The sequence below is a fragment of the Agromyces intestinalis genome, assembly GCF_008365295.1.
GTDB lineage: Bacteria > Actinomycetota > Actinomycetes > Actinomycetales > Microbacteriaceae > Agromyces > Agromyces intestinalis.
Map to the genome: position 1 here is coordinate 611,229 of NZ_CP043505.1, position 22,746 is coordinate 633,974.

General features: G+C 70.8%; 19 protein-coding genes. 7 read left to right on the top strand and 12 right to left on the bottom strand.

Features of this window, described 5'->3' with window-relative positions; genetic code table 11:
• Positions 1–96: 96 nt before the first annotated feature.
• Entirely contained in the window at positions 97–3,894 is a 3,798-nt protein-coding gene (locus tag FLP10_RS02940; RefSeq protein ID WP_149159505.1) for a multifunctional oxoglutarate decarboxylase/oxoglutarate dehydrogenase thiamine pyrophosphate-binding subunit/dihydrolipoyllysine-residue succinyltransferase subunit, read from the top strand.
• 269 nt (positions 3,895–4,163) lie between these two features.
• On the opposite strand, the gene rsrA is transcribed toward FLP10_RS02940, so the two are convergent.
• Together rsrA and FLP10_RS02950 are read right to left on the bottom strand one after the other, a co-directional pair.
• The gene (gene rsrA / locus FLP10_RS02945; protein WP_149159506.1) at positions 4,164–4,421 is read right to left on the bottom strand and encodes a mycothiol system anti-sigma-R factor; all 258 of its coding nucleotides are present in this window, start codon (positions 4,419–4,421) and stop codon (positions 4,164–4,166) included.
• Complete coding sequence (locus FLP10_RS02950) at positions 4,418–5,041, bottom strand: sigma-70 family RNA polymerase sigma factor (RefSeq protein ID WP_149159507.1); 624 nt, start codon at positions 5,039–5,041, stop codon at positions 4,418–4,420. Before FLP10_RS02950 ends, rsrA begins: the two co-directional genes overlap by 4 nt.
• 125 nt (positions 5,042–5,166) lie before the next feature.
• Between FLP10_RS02950 and aroA the strand changes: the two genes are divergently transcribed.
• From aroA to bcp, 3 genes are all read left to right on the top strand, one after another.
• Positions 5,167–6,534 (top strand): 3-phosphoshikimate 1-carboxyvinyltransferase, encoded by a 1,368-nt coding sequence (gene aroA / locus FLP10_RS02955; protein ID WP_149159508.1) that lies wholly within the window; start codon positions 5,167–5,169, stop codon positions 6,532–6,534.
• Positions 6,531–7,604 carry a ribosome small subunit-dependent GTPase A gene (gene rsgA / locus FLP10_RS02960; protein ID WP_149159509.1) on the top strand — a complete coding sequence of 358 codons (1,074 nt, stop codon included), beginning with the start codon at positions 6,531–6,533 and terminating at the stop codon, positions 7,602–7,604. Before aroA ends, rsgA begins: the two co-directional genes overlap by 4 nt.
• 147 nt (positions 7,605–7,751) lie before the next feature.
• Positions 7,752–8,228, top strand: coding sequence for a thioredoxin-dependent thiol peroxidase (bcp, locus tag FLP10_RS02965; protein ID WP_149159510.1), 477 nt, complete (start codon positions 7,752–7,754; stop codon positions 8,226–8,228).
• 27 nt (positions 8,229–8,255) lie between these two features.
• On the opposite strand, the gene FLP10_RS02970 is transcribed toward bcp, so the two are convergent.
• A complete protein-coding gene (locus FLP10_RS02970) occupies positions 8,256–8,678 on the bottom strand; it encodes a hypothetical protein (RefSeq protein WP_149159511.1) in 423 nt (140 codons plus the stop codon).
• A 206-nt stretch (positions 8,679–8,884) separates the two neighbouring features.
• Between FLP10_RS02970 and FLP10_RS02975 the strand changes: the two genes are divergently transcribed.
• Positions 8,885–9,133 (top strand): WhiB family transcriptional regulator, encoded by a 249-nt coding sequence (locus tag FLP10_RS02975; protein WP_149159512.1) that lies wholly within the window; start codon positions 8,885–8,887, stop codon positions 9,131–9,133.
• 269 nt (positions 9,134–9,402) lie between these two features.
• Here FLP10_RS02975 and FLP10_RS02980 read toward each other — a convergent pair whose 3' ends face one another.
• The 3 genes from FLP10_RS02980 to FLP10_RS02990 are packed head-to-tail and all read right to left on the bottom strand — an operon-like array spanning position 9,403 to position 12,831.
• Positions 9,403–10,911, bottom strand: coding sequence for a sensor histidine kinase (locus tag FLP10_RS02980; RefSeq protein ID WP_149159513.1), 1,509 nt, complete (start codon positions 10,909–10,911; stop codon positions 9,403–9,405).
• A gap of 25 nt (positions 10,912–10,936) precedes the next feature.
• Positions 10,937–12,196: a CpaE/TadZ family protein gene (locus tag FLP10_RS02985; protein ID WP_149159514.1), complete on the bottom strand. Its 1,260-nt coding sequence runs from the start codon at positions 12,194–12,196 to the stop codon at positions 10,937–10,939.
• The gene (locus tag FLP10_RS02990; protein WP_149159515.1) at positions 12,196–12,831 is read right to left on the bottom strand and encodes a hypothetical protein; all 636 of its coding nucleotides are present in this window, start codon (positions 12,829–12,831) and stop codon (positions 12,196–12,198) included. The genes FLP10_RS02985 and FLP10_RS02990 overlap by 1 nt, the downstream gene beginning before the upstream one ends.
• 140 nt (positions 12,832–12,971) lie before the next feature.
• On the opposite strand from FLP10_RS02990, the gene FLP10_RS02995 reads away from it, so the two are divergent.
• Positions 12,972–13,274, top strand: a complete 303-nt coding sequence (locus tag FLP10_RS02995; protein ID WP_149159516.1) for a helix-turn-helix domain-containing protein — start codon at positions 12,972–12,974, stop codon at positions 13,272–13,274.
• 9 nt (positions 13,275–13,283) lie between these two features.
• Here FLP10_RS02995 and FLP10_RS03000 read toward each other — a convergent pair whose 3' ends face one another.
• The gene (locus FLP10_RS03000) at positions 13,284–13,871 is read right to left on the bottom strand and encodes a hypothetical protein (protein WP_149159517.1); all 588 of its coding nucleotides are present in this window, start codon (positions 13,869–13,871) and stop codon (positions 13,284–13,286) included.
• A gap of 165 nt (positions 13,872–14,036) precedes the next feature.
• Between FLP10_RS03000 and FLP10_RS03005 the strand changes: the two genes are divergently transcribed.
• The gene (locus tag FLP10_RS03005) at positions 14,037–14,486 is read left to right on the top strand and encodes an Rv3235 family protein (RefSeq protein WP_246150153.1); all 450 of its coding nucleotides are present in this window, start codon (positions 14,037–14,039) and stop codon (positions 14,484–14,486) included.
• A 184-nt stretch (positions 14,487–14,670) separates the two neighbouring features.
• Here the strand turns inward: FLP10_RS03005 and secA are convergent, their stop codons facing one another.
• The 5 genes from secA to mtrB form a co-directional block, all read right to left on the bottom strand.
• The gene (gene secA / locus FLP10_RS03010) at positions 14,671–17,472 is read right to left on the bottom strand and encodes a preprotein translocase subunit SecA (RefSeq protein WP_149159518.1); all 2,802 of its coding nucleotides are present in this window, start codon (positions 17,470–17,472) and stop codon (positions 14,671–14,673) included.
• 169 nt (positions 17,473–17,641) lie between these two features.
• Positions 17,642–18,337, bottom strand: coding sequence for a ribosome hibernation-promoting factor, HPF/YfiA family (gene hpf, locus FLP10_RS03015; protein ID WP_149159519.1), 696 nt, complete (start codon positions 18,335–18,337; stop codon positions 17,642–17,644).
• Positions 18,338–18,439: 102 nt separating this feature from the next.
• Positions 18,440–19,195, bottom strand: a complete 756-nt coding sequence (locus FLP10_RS03020; RefSeq protein ID WP_149159520.1) for a ComF family protein — start codon at positions 19,193–19,195, stop codon at positions 18,440–18,442.
• Positions 19,196–19,302: 107 nt separating this feature from the next.
• The gene (locus FLP10_RS03025; RefSeq protein WP_168209082.1) at positions 19,303–20,985 is read right to left on the bottom strand and encodes an LpqB family beta-propeller domain-containing protein; all 1,683 of its coding nucleotides are present in this window, start codon (positions 20,983–20,985) and stop codon (positions 19,303–19,305) included.
• Positions 20,978–22,741 (bottom strand): MtrAB system histidine kinase MtrB, encoded by a 1,764-nt coding sequence (gene mtrB, locus FLP10_RS03030; RefSeq protein ID WP_149159522.1) that lies wholly within the window; start codon positions 22,739–22,741, stop codon positions 20,978–20,980. Before mtrB ends, FLP10_RS03025 begins: the two co-directional genes overlap by 8 nt.
• Positions 22,742–22,746 lie beyond the last annotated feature (5 nt).

The following is a 22,746-nucleotide window of genomic DNA, read 5'->3' on the forward strand; positions in this document are numbered from 1 at the left end:
CGCCGCTCCGACGGGGGTTTAGGCTGGTACGGGTGATCCGCGCGTTCGCATGCGCCGATCTGAAACGCAATCAACGGAGAGAGTGGGCGAACGGCTGTGTCGAGCCAACTGACGGGAACCGGTGCCGACGAGACCTCGTCGGCCGAGTTCGGAGCCAACGAATGGCTCGTCGACGAGATGTACCAGAAGTACCTCGTCGACCGCGATTCCGTCGACCGTACGTGGTGGCCCGTGCTCGAGCAGTACCGCCTGACGCGCGAGGCCCAAGCCGCGCAGCCCGCCGCCGAGTCCGGCTCCGAGGCATCCGCCCAGCCGGCTGCCGGCACTGCATCCGAGGCGGCCCCCGCTCCCGAGGCTCCTGCTCCTGCCGCCGAGGCCCCCGCAGCCCCGTCGGCCGCGCCGGTCACGCCCCCGGCCGCGCCCATCACCGCCCCCGCACCGGTCATCGGCCAGGCTCGCGAGGCACGCACCACATCGGTGGCGCCGCGCCCCGAGCCGGTTCCCGCCGACGTCCCGATCACCAGCCCGCAGCCCGTCGTCGCCGACACCGACGAGACGATCGACGAGGTCGTGCCGCTGCGAGGCCTGCCGAAGACGCTCGCTGCCAACATGGACGCCTCGCTCACCGTGCCGACCGCGACGAGCGTGCGCACCGTGCCGGCGAAGCTCATGATCGACAACCGCATCGTGATCAACAACCACCTCCGCCGCACGCGCGGCGGCAAGGTGTCGTTCACGCACCTCATCGGGTGGGCGCTCATCCAGGCGCTGAAGGAGTTCCCGAGCCAGAACGTCTTCTACACCGAGGTCGACGGCAAGCCGAGTCTCGTGAAGCCCGCCCACATCGGCCTCGGCATCGCGATCGACATCCCGAAGCCCGACGGCTCGCGAGCGCTGCTCGTGCCGGCGATCAAGCGCGCCGAGACCATGACCTTCAACGAGTTCCTCGCGGCGTACGAAGACCTCGTCTCGCGGGCCCGCCAGAACAAGCTGAAGGCCGACGACTTCCAGGGCGCGACGATCTCGCTCACCAACCCGGGCGGCATCGGCACGGTGCACTCGGTGCCGCGCCTCATGAAGGGCCAGGGCTGCATCATCGGCGCCGGCGCACTCGAGTATCCGGCCGAGTTCCAGGGCGCGAGCGAGAAGACCCTCTCGAACCTCGCGATCGGCAAGACGATCACCCTCACCTCGACGTACGACCACCGCGTCATCCAGGGCGCCGGGTCGGGCGAGTTCCTGAAGAAGGTGCACGAGCTGCTCATCGGCGAGCGCCGCTTCTACGAGGACATCTTCGCCGCACTGCGGCTGCCGTACGAGCCGATCCGCTGGGCGCCCGACATCTCGGTCGACATCGCCAGCGCCATCGACAAGACCGCGCGCGTGCAGGAGCTCATCAATGCGTTCCGCGTCCGCGGCCACATGATGGCCGACACCGACCCCCTCGAGTACGTGCAGCGCTCGCACCCCGACCTCGACATCGCGAGCCACGGTCTCACCTTCTGGGACCTCGACCGCGAGTTCGTCACGGGCGGCTTCGGCTCGACCCGCACGGCGAAGCTCCGCGACATCCTGGGCGTCCTGCGCGATTCGTACTGCCGCACCATCGGCATCGAGTACATGCACATCCAAGACCCCGTGCAGCGCAAGTGGATCCAAGAGCAGATCGAGCGCCCGTACGAGAAGCCCACCCACGACGAGCAGATGCGCATCCTCGGCAAGCTCAACGAGGCCGAGGCGTTCGAGACCTTCCTGCAGACGAAGTACGTCGGCCAGAAGCGGTTCAGCCTCGAGGGCGGCGAATCGATGATCGCGCTGCTCGACGAGGTGCTGCAGGGTGCGGCCAAGGCCGGCCTCGACGAGGTCGCGATCGGCATGGCGCACCGCGGCCGCCTCAACGTGCTCACCAACATCGCCGGCAAGACCTACGGTCAGGTGTTCCGCGAGTTCGAGGGCACCGCGAGCGCGCACGGCTCGGGTGACGTGAAGTACCACCTCGGCACCCAGGGCACCTTCACCGCCGACGATGGCCAGCAGGTGCCGGTCTCGCTCGCGGCCAACCCCTCGCACCTCGAGGCGGTCGACGGCGTGCTCGAGGGGATCGTGCGCGCCAAACAGGACCGCAAGCCCATCGGCTCGTTCTCGATCCTGCCGATCCTCGTGCACGGCGACGCGGCGATGGCCGGTCAGGGCGTGGTCGTCGAGACCATGCAGATGTCGCAGCTGCGCGGCTACCGCACCGGCGGCACGATCCACCTCGTCGTCAACAACCAGGTCGGCTTCACGACCGTGCCCGGTGACGCCCGCTCGTCGATCTACTCGACCGACGTGGCCAAGACGATCCAGGCGCCGATCTTCCACGTGAACGGCGACGACCCCGAGGCGGTCGTGCGAGTGGCCGAGCTGGCCTTCCGCTACCGCCAGGAGTTCAAGCGCGACGTCGTCGTCGACCTCGTCTGCTACCGCCGTCGCGGCCACAACGAGGGCGACGACCCGTCGATGACGCAGCCGCTGATGTACAACCTCATCGAGGCCAAGCGCAGCGTCCGCAAGCTGTACACCGAGGCCCTCGTCGGCCGCGGCGACATCACCGAAGCCGAGTACGAAGAATCGCACCGCGACTTCCAAGACCGCCTCGAGCGCGCCTTCGCCGAGACCCATGCGGTGCAGACCGGCGCGATCAACGTGATCGGCGCGACCGAGACCGACCAGAGCCCCGAGCCCGCGACCGGCGATCTGGCCACGACCGGCGTTTCGATCGAGGTCGTTCACGCCATCGGCGACGCGTTCGCGAACAAGCCCGCCGGCTTCACCGTGCACCCGAAGATCCAGCAGCTGCTGACGAAGCGCCAGGACATGAGCCGCAACGGCAAGATCGACTGGGGCTTCGGCGAGCTGCTCGCCCTCGGATCCCTGTTGGTCGAGGGCACCCCGGTGCGGTTCGCCGGGCAGGACGCCCGGCGCGGCACCTTCGTGCAGCGCCACGCGGTGCTGCACGACCGCGTGAACGGGCAGGAGTGGCTGCCGCTGCAGAACCTCTCCGAGAACCAGGCCCGGTTCTGGATCTACGACTCGCTGCTCAGCGAGTACGCGGCCATGGGCTTCGAGTACGGCTACTCGGTCGAGCGCGCAGACGCCCTGGTGCTGTGGGAGGCGCAGTTCGGCGACTTCGGCAACGGCGCGCAGACCATCATCGATGAATTCGTGTCGTCGGCCGAGCAGAAGTGGGGTCAGCGTTCGAGCGTCGTGCTGCTGCTTCCCCACGGCTATGAGGGGCAGGGCCCCGACCACTCGTCGGCCCGCATCGAGCGCTACCTGCAGTTGTGCGCCGAGAACAACATGACCGTCGCCCGCCCTTCGACGCCGGCGTCGTACTTCCACCTGCTGCGCCGTCAGGCGTACGTGCGGCCGCGCCGCCCGCTCGTGGTCTTCACGCCGAAGGCGATGCTGCGCCTGCGCGGTGCGACGAGCGAGGTCGCCGACTTCACGCAGGGCCGGTTCGAGCCCGTCATCGACGACGCCCGCATCACCGACAAGTCGGCGGTCAAGCGCGCGCTGTTCATGTCGGGCAAGGTCTACTACGACCTGCTCGCCGAGCTCGAGAAGCATCCGAACCCCGAGATCGCGCTCATCCGCATCGAACAGCTCTATCCGCTGCCCGCAGCCGAGCTGAAGGCGATCGCCGACTCGTACGAGAACGCCGAGTTGACCTGGGTGCAGGACGAACCCGAGAACCAGGGCGCCTGGCCGTACTTCATCTTCGAGACGAACAAGCTCGGGCCGCGCCCGGTCTCGGTCGTCTCGCGCCCCGCGGCGGCGTCGCCGGCGACGGGTTCGGCCAAGCGTCACGCGGTCGAACAGGCCGACATCATCCAGCGCGCGCTCACCCTGTAGTCGGTCGCGCGCAGGAGTCGGTCGCGCGCAGGAGTCGGTCGCGCGCAGGAGTCGGTCGCGCGCTGGAGTCGGTCGCGCGCTGAACGCCACGAGCGGATGCCCCGCGGGGCATCCGCTCGTGGCGTTTCTCACGACCGACGGCAGCAGATCGGCGGCGCACAGCGCCGAACCCACGACTGGTCGGGGAGCGCCGACGCGAAGCGGCGGCGCGTTTCGAGACCTGTGACGGCCCGCGATCGCGACCGCCGGCTCAGCTGCGCCCGTCGGCCTCAGTCGACGACGAGCGTGCCGTGCGCCTGCACCTCGCGGATGCGCGAGAGCACGGCGGTGCGCAGCTCGCCCGGCGCGCTCTCGCGGCAGGCCCGCTGCACGACCTCGGTGATCGTGAGCCCGACCTTCAGCTCCGCCGAGCACTCGGGGCAGTTGGCCATGTGCTCGCGGATGTCTGCCGCATCCTCACGGCGCAGCTCGTTGTGCAGGTACTCCTCGAGTTCCTGCCGGGCCTTCTCGCAGCCGCAATCGGTCATTTCCTGCTCCTGGTGGGTTTGGGCGCCGTGTCGTAGCCCTGGGTACTGGCGTAGTCGGCGAGGGACTCGCGAAGCAGCCGGCGGCCACGGTGCAGCCGGCTCATCACGGTTCCGATGGGGGTGTGCATCATGTCGGCGATCTCTTGATACGAGAAGCCCTCGACGTCGGCGAAGTAGACCGCGAGGCGGAAATCCTCGGGGAGCGCCTGCAGCGCGTCCTTGACGGCGCTGTCGGGGAGGTGGTCGATCGCCTCGGCCTCGGCCGATCGGCTCGAACTCGACGTCGTCGACTCGGCGCCGCCGAGCTGCCAGTCTTCGAGGTCGTCGATCGTGCCCTGGTAGGGTTCCCGCTGCTTCTTGCGGTACGAGTTGATGAAGGTGTTGGTGAGGATGCGGTACAACCACGCCTTGAGGTTCGTGCCCTGCGTGAACTGGCCGAAGGCCGCGTAGGCCTTCACGAAGGTCTCTTGCACGAGGTCTTGCGCGTCGGCGGGGTTCTTCGTCATGCGCAGGGCGGCACCGTACAGCTGGTCGAGGAACGGCAGCGCCTGTTCCTCGAAGAGCTCCCCCAGCGGACGTTCGGTTTCCGGTGCCGCTGCACCGGTCTCGTCGGCAGTCATCACCGGCCATCCTAGGACCTCGACCGCCGCGCCGAGGTCGACGGCAGGGGCCGTCGGGCGCTCTATCACCACCGAGGTCACACGCACCAGCTCCTTTCCGCCGTCGGCACTACTGTTGGTAACCGATGCAGATTTCCCCGTATTCCGAGCCCGAGTTCGACCCGTACGGCGACCGCCAGACCGAGCCGGACGGCGGATGGCTCGCGCCCACCGCCGCCCGCCCGCTCGGCGCCGTCCTGGCGTTGCCGGGCTCGAAGTCGCTCACCAACCGCGAGCTCGTGCTGGCCGCCCTCGCCGATGGCCCGTCGACGCTGCGCGCACCGCTGTTCTCGCGCGACAGCGAGCTGATGATCGAGGGGCTCCGCGCGCTGGGCACCACGATCGAGCAGATACCCGGGCAGGGCGACTTCGGCGGCGACCTGCGAGTGACGCCGGCCGACGAGCTCACCGGGTCGACGACGATCGACTGCGGGCTCGCCGGCACCGTGATGCGGTTCCTACCGCCCGTCGCAGCGCTCGCGCTCGGCCCGACCACGTTCGACGGCGACGAGTACGCCAGGAAACGCCCGATGGCGGGCGTCGTTCGCGGGCTGCAGGCGCTGGGCGTCGACCTCGACGACGACGGGCGCGGCACGCTGCCGTTCACCGTGCACGGCACCGGTCGAGTCGGCGGCGGGACGCTCGAGATCGACGCGTCGGCGTCGAGCCAGTTCGTGTCGGCGCTGCTGCTGTCGGCGCCCCGGTTCGAGCGGGGACTCGACCTGCGGCACATCGGCGAGCGGGTTCCCAGCATGCCGCACATCGAGATGACGATCGCCTCGCTCGCCGCGCGCGGGGTCGAGGTCGCCTCGCCCGAACCGGGCCGATGGGTCGTCGAGCCTGGTCCGATCGCCGCGGTCGACCTCGACATCGAACCCGATCTGTCGAACGCGGCGCCGTTCCTCGTCGCGGCGATCGTCGCCGGCGGCTCGGTCACGATCACCGGCTGGCCGGCCGACACCACGCAGGTCGGCGCGCAGCTGATCGACCTGCTGCCCCGGTTCGGCGCGACCGTGACACGCGACGGCGACCGTCTCACCGTGCACGCGCCCCGGCGCCCGGCCGACGGCGGTCGCGGCATCCGCGGTGTCGATCTCGACCTATCGGAGGCGGGCGAGCTCGCACCCAACCTGGTGGCGCTGGCCGCTCTCGCCGACGAACCGTCGACCATCATCGGCATCGGCCACATCCGCCACCACGAGACCGACCGCATCGCAGCCCTCGCGACCGAGCTGAACGGGCTCGGCGGCCGGGTGACCGAACTCGATGACGGCCTTCGCATCGAGCCGGCGCCCCTGCACGGCGGTCCGTGGCGCGCCTACGCCGACCACCGCATGGCGACGTCGGGCGCGATCATCGGACTCGGCGTGTCCGATGTCGTGATCGACGACATCGGCAGCACGTCGAAGACGCTGCCGCAGTTCACCGAGTTGTGGGGCAAGCTGCTGGCATGAGCTGGTGGGACACGGGCGACGACGAAGACGACGACGACGGCGGCTTCGGGTACGACGAGTCCGACATCCGCGTGCGCCCGAACCCCCGCGGCAGCCGGCCCCGCACCAAGGTACGCCCCGAGCACGCCGACGCGGTGACCGGCACCGTGCTCGGCGTCGACCGCGGTCGGTACGCCGTACTGCTCGATGACGGGCTCGACACCGAGCGCGAGGTCACCGCGGCCCGCGCGCGCGAACTGCGCCGCAAATCGGTCGTGACGGGCGACCACGTCGACCTGGTCGGCGACACCACCGGTGAGGCGGGCACGCTCGCCCGCATCGTGCGCGTCGGCGAGCGCTCGACCCTGCTGCGGCGCAGCGCCGACGACACCGACGAGGTCGAGAGGGTCATCGTCGCCAACGCCGATCAGATGCTGATCGTGATCGCCGCGGCCGACCCCGAGCCGCGTATCCGGCTCGTCGACCGGTACCTGGTCGCCGCCTACGATGCCGGCATCGCACCGCTCATGTGCATCACGAAGACCGACCTCGCCGACCCGTCGGAGTTTCTCGAGAACTTCGCCGGACTCGACCTGCCCGTCTTCCTCAGCGCCCGCGACTACCTGCCCCTCGACGACATCACGGCCGAGCTCATCGGCCACCGCACCGTGTTCGTCGGGCACTCGGGCGTCGGCAAGTCGACCCTGGTGAACGCACTCGTGCCGAGCGCCCACCGCGCCATCGGACGCGTCAACGCGGTCACCGGTCGCGGTCGCCACACCTCGTCGTCGACCGTGTCGCTGCGCGTCGACGCCGCCGACGGTCACGGCTGGGTGATCGACACCCCCGGCGTGCGCTCGTTCGGGCTCGGGCACGTGAAGCCCGACAGCATCCTCGCCGCGTTCGCCGATTTGGCGGTCATCGCCGAGCGCTGCCCCCGCGGTTGCACGCACCTGCCCGACGCCCCCGACTGCGCCATCGTCGAGGCCGTGGACGCCGGTGAGCTCGGACCCATCGGCCGGGCCCGCCTCGACTCCCTGCAGCGCCTGCTGACCACCTTCGCGCCCGCCGCCGGCACCTCCCCCGCCTGACCCGACCCACCCCTGCTGTGCCTCGGGCTGTGCCTCAGCTGTGCCAGCCGCACCCGTGCGTGTGGACGCAATTCAGGTCCGCACCCGCCGTGTCGGGCGGGTGCGGGTGGTGCGGGGCGGGCCGGGGACGTGCTTAGCATGGGACGCATGACCGATGCACGACTCGCCCCCGGCGACCTGGCCCCCGACTTCACGCTCCTCGACCAGGACGGCACGCCCGTCACCCTGTCGGATCTGCGCGGAACCAAGGTCGTCCTGTACTTCTACCCCGAGGCCATGACGCCCGGCTGCACCACCGAGGCGTGCGACTTCCGCGACAGCCTGAACTCGTTCGCCGCCGCCGATGTTCGCGTGCTCGGCGTCTCGAAGGACGACGTCGACAAGCTCAAGCGCTTCGCTGAGCGCGACCGGCTCAACTTCACTCTGCTGAGCGATCCCGACCTGGCTGTGCAGCAGACCTACGGCGTCTGGGGCGAGAAGTCGCTCTACGGAAAGATCGTCGTCGGCGCGATCCGCTCGACGTTCATCATCGGCGAGGACGGCCGCATCGAGAAGGCGCTGTACAACGTGAAGGCGACCGGCCACGTCGCCCGACTGCGGCGCGAACTCGGCCTCGCCGCGTAGCGCCGCCTCGACCCCGCCCGGCCGCCGTCAGTGCGCCGCGGCGGGGTCGTTCCGTGTGAAGGAGAGCCGCACGGGGTTCCACAGCAGCAGGCCGGCGACCACGACCGCCGGCACCAGCAGCAGCCAGCCGATGTCAGGGCGGGCGAACAGGCCCTGGAACGCCCCCACGGCGATCGAGACCTGCAACACCTGCCACACGATCGCCGCGCCGCGGGTCCACGGTGCGAGTCGGAACGCGCCGATCGCGCACGCGAGCACCCAGAGCGCCCCGATCAGCACGAGCACGATGAGTGCGATCGCCGTCGCGTAGCTCGACGGACGCAGCGAGAACAGGTCGACCACGAGCCATCCGAGCACCGCGACCATGGCGAGCGCCTCGAGCGCGAGCAGCACGCGCACCGTCCAGATCGCCGCACGCACCCCGGGGGTCGACTCGGCGGGTTCATTCACAGCGTTATCCCATGCACGACTATTGATTCGCTCTCTGCCCTATGCCACCATTTAGATGACCGAGTTGATGCTCACAGGGACGTGAGCCGATCAGTTCTTGATCCTACTTCCCGAGATTCGGTCACTCCCCCCGCAACCCACCGGTTCCCGGTCGTGCGAACACGCGCGCGTGGTTGTGACCCGAAGAACCCACAAGGAGCATCTCCATGGATTGGCGCGACAAAGCCGCCTGCCTCACGGCCGACCCCGAGCTCTTCTTCCCGGTCGGCAACACCGGGCCGGCGGTCGAGCAGATCGAGAAGGCCAAGGCCGTCTGCGCGCGCTGCACCGTCACCGAGATCTGCCTGCAGTACGCCCTCGAGACCGGTCAGGACTCGGGCGTGTGGGGTGGCCTCAGCGAGGACGAGCGTCGCGCGCTCAAGCGCCGCGCGGCCCGCGCCCGCCGCGCCGGCTGACCGTACCCGCGACGCGTCACCCGAGCCCCGCCCCCGGTCGGCGTTCCCCGGGGTGTGGCGACACCTTCTGCGTTCGCACGGCATCGCGCCATTCATGGCCTGTCGGCGTTGGTAGGACGGGTCGCCGTTTGTCGGACGTATTCGTCCGCTCGCGTCCTAGGAACGGGCGGATGTCCTGCAAACGCCGACACGGCGGCAGAGAGATGTCGGCAGCGCGGTGGCGGCGAAGAGATGGCGGCAGCGCGGCAGCGGCTGCCGCGGCGGGCGCGTCAGCGCGCTGTCTCGGCCTTGCCCTTGATCCAGCGCAGGGGCACCTCGATCGTGACCTCGGTGCCGCGGCCCACCACCGTGTGCCAATCGATCGTGCCGCCGAGTTCGCCCTGGATCAGGGTGCGCACGATCTGCGTACCGAGCCCCTCGCCGACTTTGCCCTCGGGCAGGCCCGACCCGGTGTCGCGCACCTGCACCGAGAGCGTCGTATCGTCGCGCTCGGCGAACACCTCGACGTCGCCCTCCTGACCGGCGAGGCCGTGCTCGACGGCGTTCGTCACGAGCTCGGTGAGGGCCAGGGCGAGCGGCGTCGCGTACTCGCTCGGTAGCACGCCGAACGTGCCCGACTTCTTGGGGTGCGCCGTCGTATTGTGCGCGGCGGCGACCTCGGCGACCAGCAGCAGCGCCCGATCGAAGACTTCATCGAAGTCGACGTTCTGGCTGAGCCCCTCGCTCAGCGTGTCGTGCACCACGGCGATCGCGCCCACGCGCCGCATGGCCTGCGTCAGTGCCTCGCGCGCCTCTTCGGAGTGGGTGCGCCGCGCCTGGATCCGCAGCAGGGATGCCACGGTCTGCAGGTTGTTCTTGACCCGGTGATGGATCTCGCGGATCGTGGCGTCCTTCGTGATGAGCTCTTGTTCCTGGTGGCGCAGCTCGGTCACATCTCGGGTGAGCACCATTGCGCCGATCCGTTCGCCGCGGTGGCGAATGGGGATGGCGCGGATCGCGACGGTCACCCCGCGCGACTCGATCTCGGTGCGCCACGGCGCCCGCCCCGTCACCACCAGCGGCAGCGACTCGTCGACGACGAGCTTGCCGGTGAGCAGACGAGTGGTGACCTCGGCCAACGACTCGCCCTCGAGCTCGTCATCGAAGCCCATGCGGTTGAACGCGCTGAGCGCGTTCGGACTCGCGAACGTCGTCACCCCGTCGGCGTCGAGCCGGATCAGGCCGTCGGAGGCGCGCGGCGCTCCGCGACGCGGCCCGGTCGGCGCCCCGAGGTCGGGGAAGTCGCCCGAGCCGACCATCTGGAACAGGTCGTCGGCGCAGTCGTTGAACGTGAGCTCTTGCCGACTCGGCGTACGCGTGGTGCTGAGATTGGTGTGCCGCGTGATGACAGCGACCGGCTCGGGAGCGAGCTCGGTGCCGGTCGGCGAGAGGCGGCGCATGACCGGGATGGCACGTACCCGGGTCGGCATCTCTTCATACCAGTCGGGAGAGGATGAGTCGGCGATGCGCCCCGATCGGAACGCGTCGGTGACGAGCTCGCGCCACTGCGGCTTGATGGCCTGGCCGACGAAGTCGCGGTAGAACAGCGTCGCAGCGCTCGAGGGCCGTGAGTGCGCGACTGCCACGAACTCGTCGTCGCCGGAGGGGACCCAGAGCACGATGTCGGCGAACGCAAGATCGGCGAGAAGCTGCAGGTCGCCCACGAGCATGTGCAGCCAGTCGACGTCGGCCTGACTGCTGCGGCCCTGGGCGAGGACGAGTTCACTGAGGGTCGACACGATCCCAGCGTAGTGCCCGGCGGGCTCAGGCCGACCGGCCGACCGGTGCCGGCCGCCCCAGCCCCGGCAGGGCACGACGACGACGACCGGTGCGCACGGCGGACGACGCGAACACCGCATCGGCGTACCCCCGCAGCGCGAAGCGGAGCGGGGAGCGCGGTGCGGCGACGCTGAGCGGCGCACCGGCGAGCACGGCCGCATCGCACGCTCGCGCGTCGTTCGGCAGCAGCACGGGCCGATCGATCGCGCCGAAGCGCCGCAGAGTCTGACGCACCTGCACCGACGCGTCCACGCCGAGCACGCTCGCGCGCACCCGATTCACGACCACGTCGATGCGCTCGGCCTCGACGTGCTCGAGCAATTCGGCGTGCCCGCGCAGCAGACGCGACAAGCCGATCGGATCGGCGAGACCGACGGCGAGCACGCGGTCGGCGGCGGCGAGCGCCGCGAACGTGGCACCGTTGCGCCGCGGCGCGAACGGGTCGCCGGTCACCGACTCGTCGGCCTCGAGACTGAAGCCGGTGTCGACCACGACCACGTCGGCGATCGTGCGGATCGCCTCGAGTGCGGCGGTGACGCGGTCTTCGGCGAGTTCAGGCCAGCGGTTGGGCCCGACGAGCCCGGTGAAGACATCGAAGGCGGCGCGTGAGGCGTTCGATCGCTGCGCGATGCGCACGAGTTCGGCGCGATCGAGCGACCCCGATGCCGTGAGCCGGCACGCCGAGGCGAAGCCGGGCGCCTCGTCGAGCAGCCCGAGCAGCGGCGCGATGGCGCCCCCGTACGGATCGGCATCGACGATGGCGACGCGCAGGCCGGTCGCCGCGAGTTCGGCCGCGAGGTTCACCGCGATCGTGGTGCGCCCGGGCGCGCCCGCCGGACCCCACACGGCTACGACGCGCGATCCGCCCGGCGCGGGCGGGAGGGGACCCGCGACCCTGGACGCCACGCGAACGCCGCCGCTCACCAGCCGCTCGATCTCGGCCCAGGGCGCCGATGCATCGACGACCTCGTGCAGGCCGAGTTGCGCGGCCATCGCCCGTTCGCGGTCGTCGCGCGCCACGGCGACCAGGCGCACCGCGCGCTCGTCGCACGCCGCGAGCAGTTCGGCGCTCAGTGTCTCGGCAGCGGCGCCGACGAGCACCACGTCGATCGCCGCGCCATCGAGAGCGGTCACGACCTCGCGCCAGTCCGCGGCCCTGGCCACGAGGTCGTGCCCGTGTTCGACGACGTCGGCGAGCAGGCGGTCTTCGGTGGCGGGATCGAGCGCGACGATCAGCCGCGCCATCAGTCTGCCTCACCCGCACGGGCGGCTACGAGGTCGATCGCATCGTTCGCGGCGAGCGCCCGCAGCATCGCGGCGATGCGGTCGCGCGGAACGAGCAGCTCGACCTGTACGCCGTGCTCGGCGAGCATGCCGTCGGACTCGACGAACCCGGCGACCTCGGCGCCCGCGACGAGCACGCTCGGCGTGTCGAACTCGCCGCGTTCGAGCGCGGCCGAGGTCCACACGTCGACCCGCGTGCCGGCCGCGACGCCCTCGGGCAATCGCCCGCGGGTGACGACGACCACGCTGGCGGTCTCGGAGTCGGCCCGCTCGCCCACCGCCGCGGACGGCACGAGCTCGCCCGCCCCGATCGTTCGCAGCACCACGACCCCGTCGTCGGGAAGCGCGTCGACGGCGAGGTAGCGACGGGCGTCGGTCGGCGCACCGAGCCGGACCGAGCGCACCTCGAGGTCGTCGGCGGAGAGCTTCGTGCCGGGCGTCACCGTCTCGCGCACGGCGTAGACCTCGGTCGATGCGTCGAGACCGGACACGAGCCCCCAGACACCCAGCACGGACGCCGCGACGACGACCATGCCGATGAGCAGGCGAGGATCGAGCCGAACGGCTCCGCGATCTGGGTCGGGGCGGCCTGGCATGCGGTTCCTCCTTCTCATGGGCGATGTCACCGACCCGCCAGGGGACGACATCGGGATCCATCGTCACCCGAACTTGCGAGGACGCCGTGAACTTATCCACACGCGACCCGCCGAATGCCGGGCGGCCCGATAATCGAGGGATGACCAGACGTCGCACGAGTGAGGTCGGCCGGTTCATCTCGGTGGCCGACGCCGCCGAGCTCCTCGCCGTCGACGTCACCACCGTCGACGAGCTGATCCGATCTGGCGAGCTGCCCGCGATCCGGGTCGGCGAGTCCGGCCCGTGGCGTATCGAGATCGCCCAGCTCCAGCTCTGGGTCGACGATCGGTACGAAGACACCCGCCGGTACTCGACATGGCATCAGGGCGAGTTCTCGAACGTCTTCGAGCTCTCGACCGCCGGCCGCGAGGGTCGCCTGAGGCCTCTCGACGACGATCGGTGATCGCCGCGGTCACTCGAAGCCGACGAGCCTGATCCGTTCGAACGGCACGATGCGGTAGCCCCGCACCTCGCGTTCCCGCCGCGGTACCGCAGGTTCGTGCACGGCGAGGTCGAGATGGTCACGCGCGACGCGGTCGATCGTGCCGTGGAACCGGCCCTCGGCGGTCGTCAGTGCGACGGCGCTGCGGCGGCGGCACAGGTCTCGCAGCACGAACGACAGGCCGATGCGCTCCTGCAGGGCATTCGCCCGCGGCGCGACCGGAGCGAGCCCGGCGCGCACCTGTTCGCGCGACGGCAGCACCGCGGCCACCGCGGCGAGCGGCAGCACGCATCGGCGCGGCCCGTGGGCGGTGTCGACGAGGTCGCCGCTCAGCCAGTCGCGCCCGAAGCCGGTGGGTCGGATGCTTCGGCACTCGCCGTCGGCCAGTTCGAGCCGCAGTGGAGCACCGGACTCGGCCGCCATCGCCACGAGCCGCTCGCGCAACGACAGGCGGGCGAGCCGGAGCCGCTCCTCCTCGATCGCGAGGGCGCGCTCTTCGTCGCGCTGCTCCTGGTCGAGCTGCGACTCGAGGTCGTCGAACAGCAGGTCCCAGCGCATGAGGCGACGCTACCCGCGGCCGAGCCACGCGCGACCGAGTTCTCCACAATCCGACACAGTGCTTGACACAGGAAACGGACCGGACATACCGTTCCCATCACGGCCCTCTCCCCCGGACGGGGGACATGGTCGACGCCCCCGCTGCCCCGCCCTACAGGAGCAACCATGTCCGCACTCCGCGCCGACGCCGTCGCGCCCGCGTCCCGGTCCCGCGTGTACGGCCCCGCGATCGACGATGACGAGCTGTTCGGCCGCCAGCCGTCCTCCCGTGCCGATCTGCCCGATCCGGCCCCCATGCTCCGCTCGCTGGCGCACTGCGTGATCGAGATCTTCGCGGGCGCACGCGACCTCGAGCAGATCGCCAGGTGGGTCACCGACGACGTCTACCGCAACCTGTCGAAACGGGTCGTGCTCTCGGCGCGGGCACGGCGGGCGAAGGGACTCAGCCCGCAACGCCCGGTGTTCGGAGTCGGCAACGTGCACCTGTGCGAACCGGTCGACGGCGTCGTCGAGGCCTTGGTGCTCGTGCACCAGCGCCACCGCGTGCGGGCGGTCGCGATCCGGCTCGAGGGCTTCGACGCTCGCTGGCGCGCGAGCGCCATCGGCGTGCTCTGACCGACGCGGTAGACGCAGCGCCCTGTCAGGCGCACCGGCACCGCGCACGGCGCACCGCGCACGCGCACGCGCACCACGACCCGGGCACACCGCCCCCGCCCCCGAAAAGACCACGGATGCCCCGCCCGATCTCTCCCGGGCGGGGCATCCGTGTCGTTACGGTCGCGGTCGCGATCAATACCGCTCAGTTGCCGCGGCGCTCCTGTGCGCGACGTTGTGCGCGGTTCTGCGGCTCCTGGCCTCCGGCGGCATCGCCCGAGGTGGGCTGGCCGAACGCGCCGCGCGTCGGCGGCTGCGGCGGCTGCTGGGGCGCCTGCTGGGCCGCGACGGCCCGGCGAGCGCGCTGGGTCGCCGCCTGCTGCACCTGGCCGCGCTGGTTGCGCACCTCGACACCGCCCGAGTCGCTCGGCGCCGAGTAGCTGAGCTTCTCGTCGGGCGCCTGCTGACGGCTGAGGCCCTTCGCCTGGATGGTCGGTGCGGCACCCTGCTGGGCGACCTCGACCTCGAGGTTGAAGAGGAACCCGACGGTCTCTTCGCGGATCGCGCCCATCATCTGCTGGAACATGGCGAAGCCCTCGCGCTGGTACTCCACCAGCGGGTCGCGCTGGGCCATGGCGCGCAGGCCGATGCCATCCTTCAGGTAGTCCATCTCGTAGAGGTGGTCGCGCCAGCGGCGGTCGATCACCGACAGCACGACGCGCCGCTCGAGCTCGCGCATCGCGGGCGAACCGAGCTGCTCCTCGCGGCGCTGGTACGCGTGCCGCGCGTCCGAGAGGATCTCGCGCCGGATGAAGTCGCGGTTGACCCGGCCCTTCTCGCCGGCCTCGGCGACGACCTCGTCGATGGTGATGTCGATCGGGTAGAGCGTCTTCAGCTCGGTCCAGAGCGCGTCGAAGTCCCACTCGTCGGGGTTGCCCTCGGCGGTGTGCTGGTCGAGCACCTCGTCGATGACGTCCTCGAGGAATCGCTGGGTGCGCTCGTGCAGGTCGTCGCCCTCGAGAATGTGCCGACGGTCGGAGTAGATCGCCTCGCGCTGACGGTTGAGGACGTCGTCGTACTTCAGCACGTTCTTGCGGATCTCTGCGTTGCGCGCCTCGACCTGCGACTGCGCCGAGCGGATCGCCCGCGTGACGACCTTCGACTCGATCGCCACGTCGTCGGGCACACCGCGGGCCATCAGGCTCTCGGCGGCGCCGGCGTTGAACAGGCGCATCAGGTCGTCGGTGAGCGACAGGTAGAAGCGGCTCTCGCCGGGGTCGCCCTGACGGCCCGAACGACCACGGAGCTGGTTGTCGATGCGCCGCGATTCGTGCCGCTCGGTGCCGAGCACGTACAGCCCGCCGGCGGCGAGCACCTTCTGAGCCTCGACGTCGACCTCGGCCTTGACCGCGTCGAACACCGCCTCCCACTCGGCCTCGTACTCGTCGGGCGTCTCGGCGGGCGAGAGGCCCTTCTCGTGCATCTTCTGCACGGCGATGAACTCGGCGTTGCCGCCGAGCATGATGTCGGTGCCGCGGCCGGCCATGTTCGTGGCCACCGTGACCGCGCCGAGCCGGCCGGCCTGCGCGACGATCGCCGCCTCGCGGGCGTGGTTCTTCGCGTTCAGCACCTCGTGGCGCACGCCCTTCTTCGCCAGCAGCCGCGAGAGGTACTCGCTCTTCTCGACGCTGGTGGTGCCGACCAGCACGGGCTGGCCGTTCTTGTGACGCTCGACGATGTCTTCGACGACCTGGGCGAACTTCGACTCCTCGTTCTTGTAGACGAGGTCGGGCTGGTCGATGCGCACCATCGGCTTGTTGGTGGGGATGGGCACCACGCCGAGCTTGTACGTCGACATGAACTCGGCCGCCTCGGTCTCGGCGGTACCGGTCATGCCCGAGAGCTTCTCGTAGAGGCGGAAGTAGTTCTGCAGCGTGACGGTCGCGAGGGTCTGGTTCTCGGCCTTGACCTGCACCCCCTCTTTCGCCTCGATCGCCTGGTGGATGCCCTCGTTGTAGCGGCGGCCGACGAGGATGCGGCCGGTGTGCTCGTCGACGATGAGCACTTCGCCGTTCATCACGACGTAGTCCTTGTCGCGCTTGAAGAGGGCTTTGGCCTTGATCGAGTTGTTGAGGAACGAGATGAGCGGCGTGTTGGCCGACTCGTAGAGGTTGTCGATGCCGAGGTAGTCTTCGACCTTCTCGATGCCGGGCTCGAGCACACCCACGGTGCGCTTCTTCTCGTCGACCTCGTAGTCTTCACCGGGCGTGAGCCGCTCGGCGAGCCGTGCGAACTCGGTGAACCAGCGGTTCGCCTCACCCGACGCCGGACCCGAGATGATGAGCGGTGTGCGCGCCTCGTCGATGAGGATCGAGTCGACCTCGTCGACGATCGCGAAGTAGTGGCCGCGCTGCACCATGTCGCTCGCCTGCCACGCCATGTTGTCACGCAGGTAGTCGAAGCCGAACTCGTTGTTCGTGCCGTAGGTGATATCGGCGGCGTACTGCTCGCGGCGCTGGGCCGGGGTCTGGCCGGCCACGATGCATCCGGTCGTCATGCCGAGCGCGCGGAACACGCGGCCCATGAGCTCGGACTGGTACGACGCGAGGAAGTCGTTGACGGTGATGACGTGCACGCCGCGGCTCGTCAGCGCATTGAGATACGCGGCGGTGGTCGCCACGAGGGTCTTGCCCTCACCGGTCTTCATCTCGGCGATGTTGCCGAGGTGCAGCGCCGCGCCGCCCATCAGCTGCACGTCGAAGTGCCGCAGGCCGAGCGTGCGGCGCGATGCCTCGCGCACGGCGGCGAACGCCTCGGGCAGCAGGTCGTCGAGCGACTCGCCGTTGGCGTAGCGCTCGCGCAGTTCGACGGTCTCGTGCTTCAGCTCGTCGTCGGTGAGCGAGATGAAGTCGTCTTCGAGGGCGTTGATCGCCTTCGCGTAGTTCTCGAGCCGCTTCAGGGTTCGGCCCTCGCCGACGCGAAGGACCTTTTCCAGAATCGAAGCCACGAATGCTCTCCTGTCATCGTCGGGCGCCGGGCCCTCGGGTGGGCCGGGCACGCCGGAAGGCGCCTGTGCAGAGGCACATCGTACCCATGCTAGTGGCGTGCAGGCTGAGCGAGCGCTTCGGGAGCCGGCTCCGGTCGGGGGTCGAGGCCCGCCCGACCGGAGCCGGGCCTCACGCGGTGACGCGCTGCGGCTCGACCGTCTCGGCGTCTCCGGATGCCTCGGCGTGCTCGTCGAGCCCGATCAGGCCGTAGTCCCACCCCTTGCGTCGGTAGACGACGCTGGGGCGGCCGGTCTCGGCATCCACGAACAGGTAGAAATCGTGGCCGACCAGCTCCATGAAGTAGAGCGCGTCGTCGACCGTCATGGGTGTGGAGGCGAACACCTTGCGTCGGATCACCACGGGGCAGTACACGTCGTCGGCCTCGGCGGGAGCCTCGTCGACGACCGGGATCGCGCCGGTGCGCACGCGCTCGAGCACCTCGACGCCGGCGGCCTGCATGCCCACGCCGCTGAAGCCGTCGTCTGCGGCCTCGCGCAGCGAGGTGGGCCGACGCTGGCCGCGGTGCACCTTGCGGCGGTCCTTCGCGCGCCGGACGCGCTCGAGCAGCCGCCCCAGGGCGACGTCGAACGCCGCGTACTTGTCGGTGCCGTCGGCCTCGGCGCGGACGACCGGTCCGCGGCCGACGAGGGTGAGTTCGACGCGGTCGGACCCGGAATTGCCGTTCTTCTCGTTCTGACGCGTCAGCTTCACGTCGAGCGAGATCGCGCGTTCTGCCAGATGAGCGACCTTCTCGGCCTTCTCGGTGACGTAGGCACGGAATCGATCGGTGACCCCCAGGTTTCGTCCGACGATGTTCAGTTCCATTTCGGCCTCCATCTCCCGGCGTGTCACCCGGTTCTGAAGGGGTGGTTCGACCACGCCTGTCCTGACACGGTACGCCCGCGGACTGTGGATGTCACGAGAATGTCACGACGCGTCCGGATCGAGTGCGCGCGGCGGCGCCGATCGACGGCGCGTCTCGGCGAGCACAGCCGCGCCGACGACGTCGCCTCCGGCGGCGACCAGGGCCCGGGATGCCTCGGCGAGCGTCGACCCGGTCGTGCACACGTCGTCCACCAGCAGGAACCGCCGCCCCGCGAGCCGCGACGTCGCGGCGAGCGAACCGGCGGCGTTGCGTCGCCGAGCATCGACGTCGAGCCCGGCCTGGTCGGCATGCTCGCGCACGAACCTCAGCACTCGGGCGGGCCGCAGGCCGGCCGTGTGCGCGAGCAGGCCGATCGGCACGAACCCCCTGGCGCGGCGCGCCGCGCCGGTCGACGGGACGGCGCACAGCTCGACGCGGTCGACCTCGACCTCGGCCAGCGCCGCGGTGATCGCCGCCGAGAGCGCGGTCGCGAGCGGCCGCGCCGCGTCGGTGCGCCCGCCGTCCTTGAACGCCGTGAGCACCGCTGCGACCATGCCGCCGTACTCGAGCCCGGCCCAACCGGTCACGCCGTCCCGGACCATCGGTCGGGGTTCGGGATGCAGAGCCGCGAGGCATCCGTCGCAGACCGAGCGATCGGGGACGCCGCAGCCCGCGCACGCGACCGGCAGCACGACCGCGAGCGCGTCGCGCAGTGCCTCGCGTACGAGCGGCCCGACGAGACGAGACGCCGGGGGCGGTGGCTCGGGCGGAGTCGGAGGGGCGATCGAAAGCAGCGAGTTCGGCAGGATGCGCGGCATCCGACCATGCTCGACCGAGCACGGCCGGGCCCGAGGCCGACCACCCGCAGCGGTGAAAGCGCAGCCGGCCCGCCTCACTGGGGAGGAGCGCTCAACAGTCGGAGCGCTCAGCGGGGCTGCTGCGTCGCGAGGAACAGCAGCCCGGTGGCCTGCACCTGCCAGCCGACTCCGCTGCGGCCCCAGAGGTCGCCGGTCGCGGTGAGCACCCGCACCTCGCGCTCGGCGTTGCCGCCGACGAGCGTGCGACCGTCGACCGGGCCGGCATCGCCCGACGAGGGCGCCCCGAGCACCTGCGTGGTGAGTCTCGTGCCCGCGTCGGTCGCGCTGAGCGCGGCCACCGTGCGGTCGTCGAGCCACGCGGCGTCGAGCGGCGTGCCGGGCACCTCGGCCAACTGCAGCACAGCGGGACCGACCGCGGTCGGGATGCCGTTGTCGTCGCGCTCGACGGCGGCCGCGACGAATCGGGTGCGCGCGCCGTCGGCGAGCAGGGCGATGACGCGGGTGCCGTCGCGCGAGACCTGAAGGGCGACGAGCCGCCCGCCGGTCCACGGCGCGGGCACCTGGCGCCCTTCGGCGGTGTCGTCGCCGGCGGGGCCGTAGACCACGACCTGATCCGGCGCGTCGGCGGGAGCCGACCAGACGACGCCCAGCGAATCGAGCGCGGGTGCGATGAGGCCGTCGCGCGGGTCGAGCTGCGCCGTCTCGGAGTCGGCGTCTACGCGCCACACCCCGTCGGCGAGCACGACCGCCGTGTCCTCGCCGGATCCGAGCGAAGCGGCCGTCGGCGCGAGCGCGGCGACCTGGTCGCTCAGGCCCTCGATGGGCACCACGACGCCGTCGTCGAGATGCCCGAACCGTTCGCCGTCGAAAGCGACGGGCTGCGAGTCCACGCGCGGGTTCACGGTGGGGGTCGACGTCGACTCGGGCACGTCCTGCACCGCACCGTTCAGCGACAGGCGCACGCCGCGCTGCACGCTGCGCACCGACTCGAGGCTCAGCTCGAGCTGCACCTCCATGCGCTGGACCGTCCGCGTGTCCTCGGCGACGGCGTCGACATCGACGTCGGCCACCCCGGCGACGATCGGCACCGTGTCGGCCTCGAGGCGCGAGCCCTCGGGGAACGCCGACACCACGCCGGGTTCGAGCCAGTCGGCCGGCCCCTCGAGCAGGGCCCGCACGATGCTGGTCTGCACCGCCTCACGACCCGCGAACCAGCGCACGTCGGGCACCGCGTATCGGAATCCGGGGTCGAAGAAGTAGAGCGTGTGCGTGCTGTACACGCGGGCGAAGTCGAAGGCGTCGATGAGCAGCCCGGGCGGCGCCTCGCTGATGCGCCACTCCCCCTCGACCTGCGTGAACGTGTAGCTCAGCGGGATCGCCGCACTGGACGCCGCCGGTTCCCACTGGCCGTTCGGCAGCAGTGCCGCGGCCGGAGTCGCCTGCACGACCATCTGCTCGTCGCCGGTCGGCTGGTAGTCGCGGTCGGTGGCGTCGTCGACGGTGGCACCCGCGTACGCATCCCATGCGTCGGCGAACCCGGGCGCGAGGAACTGGCGCGCGACGTAGTAGTTGTTGCGCGGGTCGGTCGCCGCGTCGATGAAGCCCTGCAGGATCTGCAATTGATCGGCCCCGGCCCGCGGCATGGACGCGACCAGGTCGAGGTCGAGCGCGTCGGCCGCGGTCTGGCTGCGGCCGGCGTGCACGCCGCCGCTCGACGGGATGGTCGCGCAGCCGGCGAGCGCCGCGACCAGTGCGAGGGCGACGGATGCCGCCGCGAAGCGACTACGCATCACGGACCTCCTCGTGACCCGGTTCCGCGGCGCGGTGGTCGGCGGCGCGGTGGTCGGCGGGCCGCCACGACGTCGGCGCGGCTTCCACGCCGAATGCACCCGTGTCACCCGGGCGCACGACGTCGGGCGGGGCCGGGTTCGGCCCGGTCGCATCGGGATCGTCCGGCTCCAACGGCAGCGGCGGCTCGATCGCCGCCCGACCGCGCGTGCGCGGCACGACGAGCCGGAACACGGTGCCCCGGCCCGGCTTGGACCACACGTCGAGCGTGCCGCCGTGCGCTGCCGCGTCCTCGAGCGAGATCGCGAGCCCGAGCCCGGTGCCCCCGATGGTGCGCGAGCGGCTGGGGTCGGCTCGCCAGAACCGGTCGAACACCCGCATCCGCTCCTCCTCGGTCATGCCCATGCCGTAGTCGCGGACGCTGAGGCCCACCGCCGACTCGTTCGAGTCGACCGCGACGACGATGGGGCGCCCCTCGCCGTGCTCGATCGCATTGCCCACCAGATTGCGCACGATACGACGAATGCGACGAGGGTCGACCTCGGCGTCGAGATGACCGCCGGGAGCGACGAGGCGCAGTTCGCTGCCGTGTTCGCGGGCGAGCTCGTGCAGCGACTCCACAGCGTCGCCCGCGAGGTGCACCAGGTTGGTCGGCTCGGTCGCCAGCTCCACCGAACCGGCGTCGTACCGGCTGATCTCGAGCAGGTCGCCGAGCAGCGCCTCGAACCGTTCGGTCTGGGTGTGCAGCAGCTCCACGGTGCGCGCGGTGGTGGAATCGAATTCCTCGCGTTGCCCGTGCAGCACGTCGCCCGCGAGCCGGATCGTCGTGAGCGGAGTGCGCAGCTCGTGCGAGACATCCGAGACGAAGCGCTGCTGCATGACCGACAGCTCGGCGAGTTCGCGGATGCGCGCCTGCAGGCTGTCGGCCATGCCGTTGAAGCTGGCCGACAGGGTCGCCAGCTCGTCTTCGCCCTTCGCGGGCATGCGCACGCCGAGGTCGCCGGCCGCGAGCCGGCGGCTCGTCGCCGCGACCGTGCGCACGGGCTCGATCACCCACCGCACCACGAGCAGGATGATCGCGCTCAGCAGCAGGATGAGCGCGATCGCGCCGATGAGGCCGGTCGCCTGCATGAACGCGAGCGTCGCCTCCGCGTCGGCGAAGTTGTAGCCGATGTACAGCAGGTATCGGCCCGCGCCGGGCACCTGCAGGTCGCTGCCGACCACCACGCCGGGGTCGGTGCCGGTCTCGAGCGCCGCGGGCACGCGCGGCAGGGCGACCGACTGCCAGAACTGCGTGTCGGGGTTCTGCTGCACCATCTCGCGCAGCTCGGGCGTGATGACGCCCGCGAGCTGCGGCGAGAGTCGGTCCTGCGGCGCCACGATGGACGGATCCTCGTCGGTGTCGCGGAACAGGCCGATCGCGGAGCTTCCGGATGCAGCCTGGACGCTGCGCATCGCCTGCTCCATCACGCCCTGCAACGAGACGCGGTCGCTCGCGTCGGTGGAGCCCAGGATGGTCTGCGCGGCATACGTCGCGGCGTTCGACGAGGTCAGCACGCGGTCGAGCTGGTTCTGGAACAGGTTGGATGCCACGGTGAACGTGATGTAGAGCCCGATGACGAGGATCGCGAGGCTGGACAGGCCGATCGTGAGCAGCACCGTGCGGAACTGCAGCGAACGCCGCCACAGGCCGGCGATGCGCCTCGGCGCACCCCGCCAGCCGCCGACGGCGCGCACCGCGGGTGCCGACCCGGTCATCGCGC